Source organism: Pseudocnuella soli, assembly GCF_004347775.1.
GTDB classification, from domain to species: domain Bacteria; phylum Bacteroidota; class Bacteroidia; order Chitinophagales; family Chitinophagaceae; genus Flavisolibacter; species Flavisolibacter aquaticus.
On record NZ_CP037755.1, the window covers coordinates 825,111 to 839,277 of the forward strand.

Sequence of the window (14,167 nt, forward strand, 5' to 3'; positions counted from 1 at the left end):
TTAGTGAAGGCAAAAGTAAAAGGCTTTGGCGGAGAATGCCAAAGCCTTTTACTTTATTAAATAGCAACAGCGCTAGAAAGTGATATTTATAAATGGATACAAGGCTACTGATTCAGCATAGCCCGCACTGATTGTGTAATAGAACTGGCCACGAATTCCCAATCCTACTTTTGGCTGGAATTGATATTGATAACCGGCCTCAATAACACTGCCCAATTCCTCTAATTGGCTATTTTCATATGTCCGTTCAAGGTTCATAAAGAAATTGGGCTGCCTGATTTCAACTTCTTCCTGCTTCGGCCGCAAGTAATAAAGACCTACCCCTGCATGAAATTCATTTTTTCCTTTCTTAAATGACCTGTTGACAATTCCGTACCAAATGTAATCGCGGTGATGTATTTCATGGTCTAGGAATATCTTGGTGGTGCCAACCACTTCATCAACAACTATCTTTTTGGTAAAATGCTGAAACTGTAACCCGGCGCGAATACTGATTTTTGGCGAAAGCTGCCAACCAAAAGCTATGTTTTGTGCAGTGCCTAAAAACCGCTTGTTACTAAATTCACGATAACCTGAAAATTCTGACGGCTCGTCATAACTTCTCACAAAAAAGGAGCCTGCAAGGCCATAACCGGCATCAATAAAGAATTTTTTCTTCTGTGTTGTTTGTGCAAAAATTGGCACTGTGAAAATAAATAGAAGAAAAAAAGTGGATACTGATTTCATAATTGTAATAACCTGGCAAAACGGATTGTTTGCCAGGTTATTTAATTGAGCGCTTAAAAATTAGAAAGTCTTGTATGACCAAGTATAGCTCCAACTGGTACCTTCATCATACTTTGGCCAATATGAACCAGATGTTAAGAATGTGTCATCATACCTACAACCTTTATCATCACACATTTGAAATCCCCAAGCTTGATCGTTCTTGGCATCACGGAAATACGCATTTCTCGAAATTTTTCTTTGTGTTATGATATCATCCTGCGTTTTTACAGATACTGTAAAGCCTACAGTACCAGTTCTACTTACTTCCGTACCGTCAGCAAGCTTCGCTTTTATCGTGGTTGAAAGGCTTCCTGTGAGTGATTTGGTTCCTTCTGTATCATCCTCCCAAGCTGCATAAACCTGTTCCAAGTTCGCCGTAGGCCATTCTGGGTCCCATACTCCATAAACTCTTTTCCAACGTTTTTTCTTGATCTCCTTACGTGTATATGAGATGCTAATCCTGTCGTCAGTAGTAGTTGTGATTTGTTGATTCTCAATTGTCAAGTATCCACTTATTCTTGAAACTTTTATTTCAGATCCACCACCATTTCCGGTAAAGCTTACAAGCTTATCATATTGCCTTGTCAATTTAGACCAGCCATGATAAACACGGTTTATTTGGGAGCCAACTGGAGGATTTGGAACTTCCATGATTGTCTGTCGAGCAGGTTCAGCTCCTACATTTACAATATGGGTGGGCTTTATATCGGCATAATTATCATCGACAGTTACTAACCGGTAACGGATTTCTAGATAAGAATCTTCAGGGCCATTGCCCATTTCCTTAAATTCATGATAGGTTTGGTTTAAAAATTTACCAGACCAAAATTGGGAGCAAAACTCATCACTACAGTCAGGTGTTTACACCCTATTTATATTCGGGAAATTACTATGTATTGTTTGCAAAATGCTTCATGGCATCGGTCAGTGCCACTACGCTTTCATAAGGCAGTGCATTGTACATCGATACGCGGAAGCCGCCTACGGTGCGGTGGCCTTTTACGCCTACAAAACCTTCCTGCTGGCACAGCGCTGCAAAGGCTTCTTCGCGGCCCTTATCCTGCATTACAAAGCAGGCATTCATTAAGCTGCGGTCTTCTTTGGCCACAGTGCCCTTAAATACTTCGGGTAAGGAATCGAGGGTGTTGTAAAAAAGATCCGCCTTAGCTATGTTTTCCTTTTCAATAGCTGCAACGCCACCTTTGGCCTTGAGCCAGCGCAGTGTAAGCATGCAGATGTAGATGGCAAAAACCGGCGGCGTGTTGAGCATGGATCCGTTTTCAATGTGCACCCGGTAATCCATCATGGTCGGGAGTTTGCGCTGCACCTTTCCCAATATGTTTTTATTTACGATAACCACGTTGACACCCGCTGCGCCAATGTTTTTTTGCGCACCGGCATAGATCAGGTCGAAGCGGTTAAAATCCATGGGCCGGCTCAGGATATCGGAGCTCATATCGGCAATAGCGGGCACGCCTGCCCGAAAAACAGGCTCGAAGTTGTGCCACTGCGTGCCGTAAATGGTATTGTTGGAAGTAATGTGCAGGTACACGCTGTCGGGCTGCACGGTAAAATCTTTGGGGATATATGTGTAGGTGGCTTCTTTCGACGAGCACACCACATCTACATTACCATACAACTTTGCTTCTTTAATGGCTTTGGCGCCCCATACGCCAGTGTCAGTGTAAGCCGCGGTGCGGCCTTCATCAAGCAGGTTCATGGGCACCTGGAAAAACTGCGTGGAGGCACCACCGTGCAAAAACAGCACTTCATGATCGGCATCGAGGCCCATCAGCTCTTTCATCAGGGCCACGGCTTCGTCCATAATGGGCTGAAACAGGTTGGTGCGGTGGCCGATCTCTAAAATGGAAAGCCCGGTGTTGTTGAAATCTAAAATGGCCCTGCTGGCCTCTTCATATACTTCGCGGGGAAGTACGGCAGGACCCGAATTGAAATTGTGCTTCACTGGCGATGGTTTTTTGGCGAAGCCAAAGGTAACGGATAAGGCAAAAGGCTCAGGCAAAATTCAAAGGACTTCAATACATGGCGATATGTTTTTGAACCACGAAGGCGCGAAGACCGGAAGGAGCACAAAGGGTGGACGCTTATAAGCTGCACTTATTTTGGTGCATTATCCACCCGTTCCTACCCTTGCTTTTTCATCATCGGCGGCGCTGGAACCACGCCGGCTGTTTTTTATTGCTTTGCCAAAACGATAGGTAAAGTTGATGGTAGCCACACGGGTATCGCGGGTCAGTTTAAAATATTCATCGGCCTGCTGAAAATAAGTGTTGCCCTTCATCCACTGCGTGTACAACATATCGCGTACCGCCAGTTTCAGCGTTCCTTTTTCTTTCAGCACCATTTTGGCAATGCCTGCCGATAGCTGCCCCGACGGGTCCACAATTTCCTGTATGTCGTGCTGGCTGCGCGAAGTATAAAAGCCCGTGAGTTCGCCGCTCCAGCCTTTGCCCAGCTTAAACTGGTTATTCATGTTGAGGCTTACCTGGCTGATGTCGCGTTTGAGCTGTGTGCCCACAAAACCTTCCAGTTTTTTGTAGTTAAAAACACCCTGCGCATTCAGGCTCCACCATTTGGCCGGTGCCAGTTGCACACTTGCCGACAGGCCCCATACCTGCAACAAGTCCAGGTTGCCTTCGGTGTAAAGGATGATGCCGTTTTCTTTTACCGGGAAGATCTGCGCAAAATAATCCGAGGTGCGGCTGTAGCTCAGGCCGGTAATGAGTTTGCCTTTATACTGGTGCTCCACGCTCCAGTTCCAGGTGTATTGCGGGCGGTAATAAGGGTTGCCCTGCTGAAACGTGTATTTATTGATAATGACTAGGAACGGATTGAGTTTTTGAAATGCGGGCCGGTCGATGCGGCGGCCGGCACTGAATGAAAAACGGTGCACTGAGTCGGCATCAACCGAGGCCAGCAGGGTAGGAAACAGCCCATCGTAAGTACGGGAAAACGACGAATCCTTTTGCGCCGCATTGCCCAACTGGCGTGCATCGTAGTGGGTCAGCTCGTAGCGCAGGCCTGCCTGCAGGTCCCATCTGCCTCGCTTTGTTTGTGCGCCGCCATACAGCGCATGTATGTTTTCGGTGTATAAAAAATGATTGCTCCGGCCCAAGTCTTCGGTCCAGTTGCCGCCGTTGTGCACCTGGTACCGGGCTTCGTTGTCGGTATCGATGTGGGCCGATTTCCAGCCGCCTTCAAGGCGCAGGCCGTGCAGCTGCGCAGTGTAATCGGCTTTTGCCGAAAAAATATTGATGCCCGATGGAATCTCGGCCCGGGATGCCTCGCGGTAAGTGCGGGGGAAAAGCAGCCTGTTTTCAAAAAACTGCTCCGCATCGAGGCGGTAGCGCAGCGCATCCACATCGGCCGACAGTTCATGCTTTGCATTGAACTGGTGGCGCAAATTGAGGTTGATGCCGCCGGTTTGAAACTGGTTGTTGTTGCGGCTTTCGGTTTGGATCACCGAGTCCTGCACGCCGGCTGCATTCATCCACACTGCATTGTTGGTGCCGCCGCTGGTGCGCTTAAGATGCGTGCCGGTAAGGAGCAATCCTACCGTTGTTTTTTTGCTCCACGCATAATCGGCGCCGGACCGCAGGGTGTGGGTAGTGTTGCGGCCGCCGAAAAATGTGGGCTGCTCCAGCATCGAAGCCACTGTATGCCCATCGGGTTCAAAGTAGCGGCGCAGCGCATAAAGGCGCATGAACTGCTGCACCTTGTTGAGCGTGTAGTTAAACGAGAAATTCCATTTACCGCTGCGGTAGTTGAGCAGCAGGCTGTTGTTGAATTTGGGATAAAACCCCTGGCCGGCCGCCAGGCTGATGTTGCCGTTGAAGCCCTGTTGGCGGGTTTTTTTTGTTTTGATATTGATGACCCCGGCATTGCCCGCTGCATCGAGGCGGGCCGGCGGTATATCCATCAGTTCTACCTGGCTTACACTGTTCGAGCTCATGCCTTGCAGCATGGTAGCCAGCTCCGAGGCACCGAGGTAGGTTTGTTTGCCATCAATGAGTACCAGCACGCCGCTACGGCCTTTGAGGCTGATGTTGCCGTCTTTATCCACCGTAATTCCCGGCATTTTCTCCAGCGCCTCCATTACCGAGGTGCCGGTATTGGTAATCCCGGCATCTACATTTACCACGGTTTTACCGGGTTGCAGTTCAATGAGGGGTTTGCGGGCCGTAACGGTTACCTCCTGCATGGTGCGGGTATCGGGCACTATGGTAAGCGCCGAAAGCTGCAGCGGCTCATTTGCCGTATAGCTAAAAAACGGGGTAAAATGGGCGGCATAGCCCGTAGCAGTAATGCGGATGCGGTACGTGCCAGTAATGGCATTGCCAAAAAACACTTTGCCCTCCTTGTCGGAAAGCGCAAGGGCTACAATGGATGAATCCGGGTTGAGGAGTGCCGCTGTAGCGGCCGGAAGCGGCTCGCCGCTTGCATTATTGAGGGTAACAGAAATGCCGGCAGCGCCTTGGGCGGTAGCTGCCCAACTGGTAAAAACTGCTGCACAGAACAAAAGGCTCCTTTGCATCGGGTTGGGGGTAAAAGGGCAAAATACTTTGTGCCGCCACACCACCCCTCCATTTTTTTACTAATGGTAATATGGGAGGCCGGTGCGGCGCATTTTTTTGACCGAATTTTACAGGCCCCAACCCGATCGGAATGTGGCTGTTAACCACAGCCACCCTGTCCCAGGATCCAGTACAACACGAAGAAAATAAGAATGGTGCTGATGCAGCCGCCGCCTAATTTTTTGGCACCGTAGCCGGCAATAAGTGCTCTTAACCAATTGGGCATAGTAGAAGGTTTTTGCCCAGCAGTTCAAATAATTATGCCACAGCAATGGGCCGCGGTTGTGCTCGCAACGCGTTTGTTCATTGGGGTAAGTTTATCTTTACTCTTCCTGCTGTGCTTGTTTAAACTTTTCTTAAACCGGCATAACACTTGAACGATAAAGAACAAAACTGCGTTTGTACATCAAATGACCCTTACCATGAACCTACGAATAACATTGGCAGCATTGGCCCTGGCTTGCATTGGCGTTACCGGCTGCCGCAAAGATCCTGTGGATGCGCTCAGCAACGAGGAGCGCCGCATTTATATCACCAACCGCGACAGCACTGTAAATTTTGCCAGCTATAAAACCTTTAGCATGGCCGAAGATGTGGTAGTAGTGGACGGCAGCAACGGCAGCCGCCAGCTTACCACTGCCGACCGGGCTTTTATGCAGGCATTTACCAGCGCTATGGAAAGCCGCGGCTACACTTTGGTCACCAAATCGGCTACGCCCGACCTGGGCGTGCAGGTTAGCCGCATTATCCGCACCAGCACTGGCGTTATGTCGGTGCCCGATTATTACGGCTATTGGGATCCCATGTTTTGGGGGCCGGGCTTTGGATCGGGATTTGGCGGCTGGGGCGCACCTACCTTTTGGTACACCACAACTTACCAGGTGCGTGAAGGCATGCTGGCTGTGGACCTGGTGGACCTGAAGAATGCCAGCACCAACAACAACCTGCGGGTAGTGTGGAACGGCCTGATCCGCGGAGCGGGCCTCAACGATGCTTCGGCTGCGGCCGGCCAGGCAGCGCAACTGTTTGAACAGTCGCCGTACCTGCAAAGCAATTAATACAGGGTAGCCGTTGGTCTTTTTCTATTTCATTGAGCAAACAAAAGCATTTACATGAACAAGATATTTTTTCTCAGCATTATTTGCGCTTGTGCCCTGCTGCCGGCAGCGGCGCAAGACCGCAGCACAGTGGGCATACAATACCAGTATGCGCTGCCCATGGGCAGTTTTAAAAACGATTTTATTGACAAGGGCAGCGGCCGCGGCGTTGCGGTGGACCTGATGTATGCCATTAACCCGAAGTGGCGTGCAGGCGGCGGTTTTGCCTACCAGGATTTTTACCAGAAATACCCCCGTGCTACTTATAAAATGCAAGACGGCTCCGACCTGTCGGCAGTATTGGGCAATAACCTCCAAACCACCTCGCTGATGGCCAAGGGTATGTTTCTGCCCCGCGGTGCCGACAGCAGCAGGCTGCAGCCTTTTATTAGCGCCGGTGCCGGCATCAACATGCTGCAGTACAGCCAGATGTATGGCGAGTTTGCGAACCTGGAGGATGCAAGCTTTAAACCCGCGGTGCAGGCCGGTGTAGGCGTGTTGTATGCAGTGGGTGCCAAGCGGCGTACGGCCCTTTCGCTGGGCGCCACCTACAACTATATGCCACTTAACCAGTTAGGGGTAAAGGCTGCCAACAATCTGGCGGTGCAGGCAGGCCTCAGGTTTACGCTGCGCAATGATGGCGGCCGTGGCGGCAGCCGTTATGAGGACGGAAACCGTTACCGCAGGCCCAACCACTACGGCGGACGCAATTACGGCTGGTATTAAACGGCATTTTCAGTCATAAAGGTTTAATTATATAACAATCCCGGCGGCAAAAAGAATTTACCCTTTTTTCCACCGGGATTCATTTATTTTTACCGGACGCTACTGTACCCGAAACAAAACTTTTTCGGGCAAGTCTTTTGAGGCTTGCGTTTTAGGTGCAGTAATTATGTGTGTACCTTTGATCTTCAATTTTCATTATGAAACTTTTTGTTGCCGGCCTTCCGTACGATCTGTTTGACGACGAGTTGGTGGAAATTTTCGAAAAATTTGGTCCCATCGTTTCTGCCAAGGTTGCCATGGATAAAGAAACCGGTAAAAGCCGCGGGTTTGCTTTTGTAGACATGCAAAACGACCAGGACGGGCTGGACGCAATTGAACACCTCAATGATATTTCGCTGGGTAAAAAGCCCCTGGTGGTAAAACAGGCCGATGACCGTCAGGGACCTCCCGGAGGCGGCGGTGGCGGTGGTTACAATCGTCCCGGAGGCGGTGGCGGTTACCAGGGTGGCGGCAGCGGCGGTGGTTACCGTGGCGGTGGCTCCGGTGGTGGCGGCGGTTACCGCGGTGGCGGCGGCTACAACAGCGGTGGCTCGGGTGGTGGTTACAACCGCGACAAGCCGAAATACTGATCTTAAGCTTGATTGACATAAAGAAAAAGGCACCTGTGCAGGTGCCTTTTTCTTTATGTGGTTTTTTTTGTAAAAAAATCAATACGCTGCTGCAGCCAAGGCTTGTATTTCGGGCTGCGGCCCGGCTGCCCGCAGCGGCAATTTTACCAACAGCCTGCAGCCCTCACCAGGAGCCGTTTGCAGCAACAGGCGGCCGCGCAGTGGTTTGAGCCGGTTGCGCATGTTGTGCAACCCAATACCGGTATGCTGGCTGCCCGGATCAAAGCCAATGCCATCATCGGATACCTGCAGCATGATGCCTGTGGGTGTGGCCTTTAGCGCCACCGTTACGGTTTTGGCGCAAGCATGTTTGATCACGTTGTTCAATTGCTCCTGCACAATGCGGTACAGCAGTTGCCGCAGCTCTTCGGAAAGTTCCACATCATCGCCAACGCTGTTGTGCAGGCGCAGGGCAAAGGGCACCACCGGCCGCAACGATTCGAGCACGTTTTTTAGTTGTTCGGCAAAAGAAGGCGGCTGCACCCGGCCGTGCACCATGCGTGCCGAAAGCTGGCGTATTTCTTCAATGGCCGATCCCAAAAAAGTTTTGGCATGCGCAATGGCTGATTGCGGGCTGAGCGATGTGCCCGACATGGTAAGGTACAATTTGGCCGTAGCCAGCAACTGGTTGATGTTGTCGTGCAGTTCCTCGCCAATATGGCGGCGCTCTTCTTCCTGGGCTTCGCGGATCAGGCGGGCAATGGTTTGCTGCTGTTGCAGCGACTGGCTCAGGGCCTCCTTATCTTTTTGGTGGGTAATATCTTCCTGGATGCCGATAAAATGGCGCAGCACACCGGCTGCATCAAATATGGGTGTAACGGAGAGCCGGTTCCAAAACAGGGAGCCGTTTTTGCGCCTGTTTTGTACTTCTACCACTGCCGCTTCGCCGTTGCGGATGGCGTGACGCAGGCGGTCGAGGCCGGGCTGCTGGGGCAAATGGCTGTGTAAAAACCGGCAGTTGCGGTTGATGACTTCTTCGTGGCTGTAACCGGTGAGTTGTAAAAAGCCCCTGTTTACATAAATGAGCGGGTTATCGGGTCGAGTGGCATCGGAAATGGAAACGCCTTCGCGGACATTTTCCAGCGCCACACTCATGATTGCTTGTACATTTTCCAGGGTCATGCGGTACAACAGGTTTCTGCTTTCGAAGGGGAGGTCAGGAAATTGAATTGGAACACAAGTTTCCGCCTTTTTTACAGAAAAACCATTAGCAGCTCATGCTTATTTACCAATATTCGGCGAAGCCCTGAAAATTGTCGATTAAAGTAGGTGGGGTTGTATGGGTGATGATGGGGAAAAGCAAGTGCATTGCTTTAGTCTGTCGACTCATCCGGGAATCCACTTAATTTCAACCTGCGTTTTGCCAGGCTGTCCAGCCATTTAGCTTGCAGGTTCATCATGATAAATTCCAACGGCCTTTTTCCTTGTGCACCTTCTGCTCTGCGGTTACCTGCTGCAGAATCAGCCTTTAAATACTCGTTTTGTATCGTTGTTAAGCTGTCAATGAGGCGATCGTCGGCTGCTGTAAGTATTGGTTCTGTAAAACCGCTGTAGTCAGATCGGATGATTTCTTTGATTGCATCTGAGTAGTTGTAACTCTTCAAAAGCAGTTGCCGGAAATAGGTCAATTTGAATTGTTCTATATAGACGGATTTGAGCTGTTCCTTTTTCGATGGCGTTCGCCATGTGCTTACACAAGACAACGCACATAGAGCAGTAAGGCAAAGGATACAATAAAAGGTTCCAGTTTTGCGCACCATATAGTTGATCGTAAAGGTTTGGGAATTGGAGGAACCTCCATTTACGCTTTTAAAATTGACTGTGTTAGTGCCGCTAACGGTTGCAGCAACAGGTATTAAACCTCATTGTCCGCCACTCGTTATTCCTCTTAATCTTCCACTTCTGCTACCGCTTCCTGCAATGCATCAAACGATTGTTGCAAACGGGTGTTGGCGGGAACATTGCCCCATTTTTTACAATATTGTTCTGCCCGTTTGATGCGGGTTTTGGTGAGCGGGTGGGAGCTTAAAAATGAAAGCTCGCTAGGCATATCGCCCACGGTCTGCAGCGTTTTCATCAGTTGCACCATACCCTGTGGTGCCACGCCGTTGCGGCGCATCAGGTCCATGCCCAGTTCGTCGGCTTCGGTTTCCAGGCTGCGGCTGTAGCGCAGTCCGCTCAGGTTTTCAAGGTTGCCGGCCAGTGCACCGCTTATGCCGGTGGCATCGCCAAAAACAATGGACACCAGCAAGCCGTTTGCACTGCTGCGCAGCAGCGACCGCATGCTGTGGCGGCTGTTTACATGTGTGCTTTCGTGGGCCAATAGTGCAGCCAGCGCTTCGGGGGTTTTTAGTTTGCGCAGCAGGCCGGTATACACTACTACCTGCCCACCGGGCAGCGCATAAGCATTTACTATATCGCTGTGCACCAGCGTAAGCCGGATGGGGTATTCTTTGCTTAGTTGCAGGTTTTTGGCAAAAGCCTGCAGGCGGTAAGTGCCGGCGGTATCGGGTGTGTTGCCTACAAAGCTCAGTTCTTCCATCATTACTGCATGCAGCTTATTGCCGAGGGTGATTTCGCTGTCGCGGCTGATGAGGCGCAGCCCAATAAAAGGCACCAGGCCTACCAGCAGAAAATACAGGCCTACGGAAAGCGCCAGCATGATGGGAATAAGCAGCACCAGCTTTTGCCGCATCAGGCGGCTGGCCCAGCCCCGCTGGCTGGCAGAAAGCTCCCGCAGCAGTTGGGGCACCAGCGGATGGTCTTCTTCAAACTTCAGGTAAATAAGTCCTTTGGGATCGAGGTAAAAAAAATGGTAGCGGCCCACGCCATTGTGGCTAATGCCCGCCAGCGGAAAGCTTTGAATGAACACATCGTCGTAGGGATCGTGCAGGTGCAGCCGCCCATCGGCCAGCACCACCCGCACCGGCGCCGGGCGGGCACTGTACCCATCGTAGAAAAGCGCAGTGGTGGCTATTTGTTCCATGTGTAGCGAAAGACGGTTTGGGGGTAAAAGTTTAAGGTCTAATGTTTAAAGTTATGAGCACCAACGGTGGCTAACAACCTTAAACATCAGACCTTAAACCTTGAACTTTTATTAAATCACAAAGCCAAAATCCAACAGGTCGGCCATGTCTTCGGCAGTGGCGTCGCTGTATTCGGCCTGTGATTGCAGCAGTTGTTCAAACGAATAATAACCGTTGGCTTCAATATGGTTGGCGCCAAAGGCCATGGTGCGGGTAACCACCCAGGAGTAACCCAGGCCCAGCGTGAAGATCATGATGAGGAAGTTCACGATCATCAGGCCGGCAAAATCGCCGCCGGTGGCGGTGGAGCGGAAAAATACCGCGTCGTCTTCCTGCTCTAGGCGCAGGTTATTTACATAATATTCAAACAGGTCTTTTTGCCACCAAAACGAATAGATGCCAAGGGTAACCAGCGTTAGCAAATAGCCTTTGAAATTGATCCAGAAAAAATCGGAACCATCGCCGGAGTATACAAATCTGGCGTTGCCTACCCGCACATGGCCCAGCACATAATTGCGCAGCGAAATGGTAAACCAGGCGCCGTAAATGCCAAAGGTGACCAGGGTAAGAAAAATGCCTTTGAAAAACAGTTTTACCAGCTCGCCGCGGTTGCCGGTATAACCAAAGCGGATGCCGCGCCAGCTGGTTTTGGCCATGCGGTAGCGGTACGAGCCGTGGATGGCCAGCGGCACCAGGGCCAGCAAACCACCATAAATAACGAGGATGCCCCAGCCATTGTGCCCTTGCAGCACCAGGTAAAAAAACAAGCCGTAAATCACTGCCAGCACAGCCACCGCTTTGATAAAGCCGCGGAACATTTCGCTGCCGGTGCCCGAAAAAACAAAGGGCGTTTCTTCGAAAGTGCTTTTGCCGTACAGGAATTTGAGGCTTTTTTCTTTGGCCCAGGGATAGTAGAGGCCCAGGGTAAGAATGGTGAGAATGGTGTTGACGATCTGGATCTTAAAATAGTCGAATCCACTGCCCTCAAAGGCAATAGGGTAAGAACGGAATTCTTTCATAAACAGTTTAGTTTTGATGTGTGTGGAGCCGGAAAATAGGACGCGGATTTCATTTGCGCAAATATTTTACGCCCGAATCCGGGTACATGAGTGCAATGCCTTATTGCGCTAAATGCTGCGGCCGATGAAGCTTAGCGGGTGAAGCAGGAAAACCGGAGGGAAAATGTTGTTGCAAAAAGGAAGCTTCGATGGCGGCTTGGCCCCTATTGTTTTAGCTTGGTTGCAGCTGTTGGCTTTACCGCATTGGGTTTAAAATAAAAACGGGTTTGGTAAAGGCCTTGCAGCTTTTACCAAACCCGTACAAAAAGTTCAATCGTCTGATTATTCTTCCGGCAGCGGATTTCTGCGGGTAGGGATCACCGTTTTTTCGTCTTCGCTCAGGTACACCCAAAAGTCGTGCAGCTCGTAAATGTCGCCCGGCATTTTAGTGCCCTGTTCGGTATTGCGTTCGTAGGGCCCCAAAAGGTTTCCGTTGTGGCGCAGCTCGGCCAGTTTCTGGTCCAGCGTTAATGTTTTGAATTGATCGATATCCATATCCCTGTTTTTCGTGCCACAAAAGTAGTGAACTCCCGCTACGCTTTGCCAACAGGCCCATAATTGCCTGTGGCGCTTCCTTTTTATTTCTTTTAACGAAAGGCCATATAACCCGGGCACCGTTTTTTAGTCTGTGTGGTTATAAAATTTCTGTTCCATGAAAAAAATCATCCTGCCGCTGCTGATCCTGATTTCGATGCCGCTGGTGTGGTCGTGCGCCGGGCTGGGCAAAGGATATATGCTTACCGAAGGCGATGCCGCTGCCGCCATCCGGCAAATGCTGGGGCTGGGCGCCCGCCAAAGCGTTTCGGGCTCGTTCAGCAAAGAAGCCATTATGACCACCCTGTTTCCCGAGCCGGTGCGCAAAGCCCTCAACACCGTGCAGCAACTGGGCCTTACTCCCGAGGTCGACCGGTTTACCAACACACTGGGCACCGCGGCTGAAAAAACGGCTACCGCCTCCATGCCCGTTTTTATGAATGCCATCGACAACCTGAAATTTACAGACGCCATCCGCCTCATTAAAGCCGGCGGAACATCGGGCACCGACTACCTCCGCTCTGCTGCCGGCGACAGCCTGCGCCGCGCCATCCGGCCCATTATGCTGGCCGCCATCGATGAGTATAAATTGAACGATGAATGGAACAAAATTACCAAGCCGGTGTCGTCGCTTACTGGTAACCGTTTGAACCTGGACCTGCCCACCATTATGGCCGGTATGGTGAGTGAAACCATGTTCCGGAAAATGGAAGAAAAAGAGCGGGAAGTACGCAGCCAGGCATCGGCACGGTCTACGGTTTTACTGCAAAAAGTATTTTCCAGGAACTGGAATTAACTGCTAAAAATGGGCACAGCTACAAGCCGTGCAGCTGATTGGCATTATTCCTGTTTTATGGTCCGCAAGCAGTTCTTTTCCTATGCACTAACCAACGGGATACCGCTCATTGTTACTGTGCTATTATAAGTGTTAAATTGACATTAAGTGCCTGACCTTCAAAGTTTTGTTAAGGCACGCCGATTAACATTCATTCACGTTCATTGGCACAGGATTGGACAATGAGGGATAACAAACAAATTAATTCGCCTATTTAAAAACTTTACTATGAAAAAGATTCTTTCTGTTGTAACAATTGCCGCCGTAATGGCCTCTTGTACCAGTAACCCCAATACCTCGGTAACTGCAGCGCCCCAGCAGGCTCCTGCAGTAGACACCACTGGTTTGGCACAGTTCCAATCCTGGAAGCGCCAGCAGGAACTGATGCAACTGAACGAAGGTTTTATGCCTGAAACAGCTGCCCCCGTTGCCGCTGCAGTAGCAGCGCCTGCAGCAGTAGCCGCTACCCGTCCCGCCCCGGCACGCCGTGCCACTACCTCGCGTAGCTCAAGCGGCAACAGCGGTTCGATGAGCTCTACTTCGGGCAACACCGCCCGGGCCAACAAAGGCTGGAGCAAGGCTGCTAAAGGTACTGCCATTGGTGCTGGTTCGGGTGCCGTACTGGGTGCGGTGATCAATAAAAAGAACCGTGTAGTGGGTGGTGTTATTGGTGGCGTGGTTGGCGGTGCCGTAGGTTATGGCGTGGGCCGTGGTATGGACAAACGCGATGGCCGTTATTAAGCAAACGCAACAAACAAAATAGCTTTTCAAAAAGCGGGACTTCGGTTCCGCTTTTTTTGTGCGCCAACTTTACGGCTGCCATAAAACTATTCGGAACCTTTATTGTTGTTAAGAGTAAC

Annotated in this window: 15 protein-coding genes; 5 read left to right on the top strand and 10 right to left on the bottom strand. The window is 50.6% G+C overall.

All coding sequences use genetic code 11. The annotated features are described in order from the left end of the window. Positions 1 to 72: 72 nt before the first annotated feature. The 5 genes from EPD17_RS03515 to EPD17_RS20285 form a co-directional block, all read right to left on the bottom strand. Entirely contained in the window at positions 73 to 726 is a 654-nt protein-coding gene (locus tag EPD17_RS03515; RefSeq protein WP_132051811.1) for a hypothetical protein, read from the bottom strand. Positions 727 to 786: 60 nt separating this feature from the next. Continuing rightward, positions 787 to 1,548 carry a hypothetical protein gene (locus EPD17_RS03520; RefSeq protein WP_132051813.1) on the bottom strand — a complete coding sequence of 254 codons (762 nt, stop codon included), beginning with the start codon at positions 1,546 to 1,548 and terminating at the stop codon, positions 787 to 789. A gap of 109 nt (positions 1,549 to 1,657) precedes the next feature. Beyond that, the gene (serC, locus tag EPD17_RS03525) at positions 1,658 to 2,734 is read right to left on the bottom strand and encodes a 3-phosphoserine/phosphohydroxythreonine transaminase (protein ID WP_132051815.1); all 1,077 of its coding nucleotides are present in this window, start codon (positions 2,732 to 2,734) and stop codon (positions 1,658 to 1,660) included. A 165-nt stretch (positions 2,735 to 2,899) separates the two neighbouring features. Further along, positions 2,900 to 5,323: an outer membrane beta-barrel protein gene (locus tag EPD17_RS03530; protein WP_132051817.1), complete on the bottom strand. Its 2,424-nt coding sequence runs from the start codon at positions 5,321 to 5,323 to the stop codon at positions 2,900 to 2,902. Between the two features lie 140 nt (positions 5,324 to 5,463). Next, positions 5,464 to 5,589, bottom strand: a complete 126-nt coding sequence (locus EPD17_RS20285) for a hypothetical protein (RefSeq protein ID WP_262707873.1) — start codon at positions 5,587 to 5,589, stop codon at positions 5,464 to 5,466. Positions 5,590 to 5,785: 196 nt separating this feature from the next. On the opposite strand from EPD17_RS20285, the gene EPD17_RS03535 reads away from it, so the two are divergent. The 3 genes from EPD17_RS03535 to EPD17_RS03545 all read left to right on the top strand — a co-directional run bounded on the left by EPD17_RS03535 (position 5,786) and on the right by EPD17_RS03545 (position 7,815). Next, positions 5,786 to 6,421: a DUF4136 domain-containing protein gene (locus tag EPD17_RS03535; protein ID WP_162303918.1), complete on the top strand. Its 636-nt coding sequence runs from the start codon at positions 5,786 to 5,788 to the stop codon at positions 6,419 to 6,421. A 54-nt stretch (positions 6,422 to 6,475) separates the two neighbouring features. Next, positions 6,476 to 7,186 carry an outer membrane beta-barrel protein gene (locus EPD17_RS03540; protein ID WP_132051819.1) on the top strand — a complete coding sequence of 237 codons (711 nt, stop codon included), beginning with the start codon at positions 6,476 to 6,478 and terminating at the stop codon, positions 7,184 to 7,186. Between the two features lie 197 nt (positions 7,187 to 7,383). After that, positions 7,384 to 7,815, top strand: a complete 432-nt coding sequence (locus tag EPD17_RS03545; protein ID WP_132051821.1) for an RNA recognition motif domain-containing protein — start codon at positions 7,384 to 7,386, stop codon at positions 7,813 to 7,815. 78 nt (positions 7,816 to 7,893) lie between these two features. On the opposite strand, the gene EPD17_RS03550 is transcribed toward EPD17_RS03545, so the two are convergent. From EPD17_RS03550 to EPD17_RS03570, 5 genes are all read right to left on the bottom strand, one after another. Beyond that, positions 7,894 to 8,976: a PAS domain-containing protein gene (locus EPD17_RS03550; protein WP_132051823.1), complete on the bottom strand. Its 1,083-nt coding sequence runs from the start codon at positions 8,974 to 8,976 to the stop codon at positions 7,894 to 7,896. Positions 8,977 to 9,167: 191 nt separating this feature from the next. Then, positions 9,168 to 9,614 (bottom strand): hypothetical protein, encoded by a 447-nt coding sequence (locus tag EPD17_RS03555; RefSeq protein WP_132051825.1) that lies wholly within the window; start codon positions 9,612 to 9,614, stop codon positions 9,168 to 9,170. Positions 9,615 to 9,742: 128 nt separating this feature from the next. Then, positions 9,743 to 10,840: a M48 family metallopeptidase gene (locus EPD17_RS03560; RefSeq protein WP_132051827.1), complete on the bottom strand. Its 1,098-nt coding sequence runs from the start codon at positions 10,838 to 10,840 to the stop codon at positions 9,743 to 9,745. A 111-nt stretch (positions 10,841 to 10,951) separates the two neighbouring features. After that, a complete protein-coding gene (locus EPD17_RS03565) occupies positions 10,952 to 11,899 on the bottom strand; it encodes a YjgN family protein (protein ID WP_132051829.1) in 948 nt (315 codons plus the stop codon). A gap of 321 nt (positions 11,900 to 12,220) precedes the next feature. Continuing rightward, complete coding sequence (locus EPD17_RS03570; protein ID WP_114237070.1) at positions 12,221 to 12,433, bottom strand: hypothetical protein; 213 nt, start codon at positions 12,431 to 12,433, stop codon at positions 12,221 to 12,223. A gap of 157 nt (positions 12,434 to 12,590) precedes the next feature. Here EPD17_RS03570 and EPD17_RS03575 point away from each other — a divergent pair, with 157 nt between their 5' ends. Together EPD17_RS03575 and EPD17_RS03580 are read left to right on the top strand one after the other, a co-directional pair. Further along, a complete protein-coding gene (locus EPD17_RS03575; RefSeq protein WP_132051831.1) occupies positions 12,591 to 13,268 on the top strand; it encodes a DUF4197 domain-containing protein in 678 nt (225 codons plus the stop codon). 267 nt (positions 13,269 to 13,535) lie between these two features. Then, positions 13,536 to 14,048, top strand: a complete 513-nt coding sequence (locus EPD17_RS03580; protein WP_204743279.1) for a YMGG-like glycine zipper-containing protein — start codon at positions 13,536 to 13,538, stop codon at positions 14,046 to 14,048. Positions 14,049 to 14,167: the final 119 nt, after the last annotated feature.